Consider the following 863-nt stretch of genomic DNA (forward strand, 5'->3'; position numbering starts at 1 on the left):
TGTTAGCTCGGCGCACAACTCAATCGGGCGCCGAGCTTTATCGCGATCTTACTACAGTCTGCCATCAACCACGTCTTTATCGAAGATGTGTTTTACATCGTAAATAACATGGTTTGGTTTGCAGAGTGCTTTTAGCTCTGCTGAAGTAAGTGCCTTGATCTGATCGTGCGCAACACAGGCAAGAACCGCATCATAGTGGCCTTTGGCAGGCTCAGATACTAGCTTCAAACCGTATTCTGCTTCAACTTCGTCTGCATCGGCCCAAGGGTCGAATATGTCGATGTTGGCGTGGAACTCATCAAGATCATGGATCACGTCAACAACTTTCGTGTTGCGAATATCCGGGCAGTTTTCCTTGAAGGTCAGTCCCATGACAAGAATGTTCGCATCGACCATTTGAATCTTTTTCTCGGTCATTAGGCGAAGAAGTTTTTCTGCGATATGTCCTGACATATTGTCGTTGATGCGTCTACCAGAAAGAATCATCTCTGGGTGGTATCCGATAGACTGCGCTTTGTAGGTTAAATAGTAAGGGTCAACGCCAATGCAATGGCCGCCAACCAAGCCTGGGCGAAATGGTAGGAAGTTCCACTTAGTGCCAGCTGCTTCAAGCACTTCAAGCGTGTCGATGCCCATTTTATCGAAGATCAGAGACAGCTCGTTTACCAAGGCAATGTTAACATCACGCTGGGTGTTTTCGATGACTTTTGCAGCCTCGGCAACACGAATTGAGCTCGCCTTGTGCGTGCCTGCCGTGATGATGCTGCCGTAGAGTTGGTCGATGAATTCGGCTGCCTCTGGAGTTGAACCGGAGGTTACTTTCAAAATATTGGTGACGCGGTGCTCTTTGTCTCCCGGATTAA

The 863-nt window shown here is 48.1% G+C and carries 1 protein-coding gene; it reads right to left on the reverse strand.

The annotated features are described in order from the left end of the window. Positions 1-51: 51 nt before the first annotated feature. A partial coding sequence (locus tag A3750_RS22145; protein WP_156498837.1) for a nucleotide sugar dehydrogenase occupies positions 52-863 on the reverse strand: 812 nt, incomplete at its 5' end.

The sequence above is a fragment of the Oleiphilus sp. HI0079 genome (assembly GCF_001635105.1).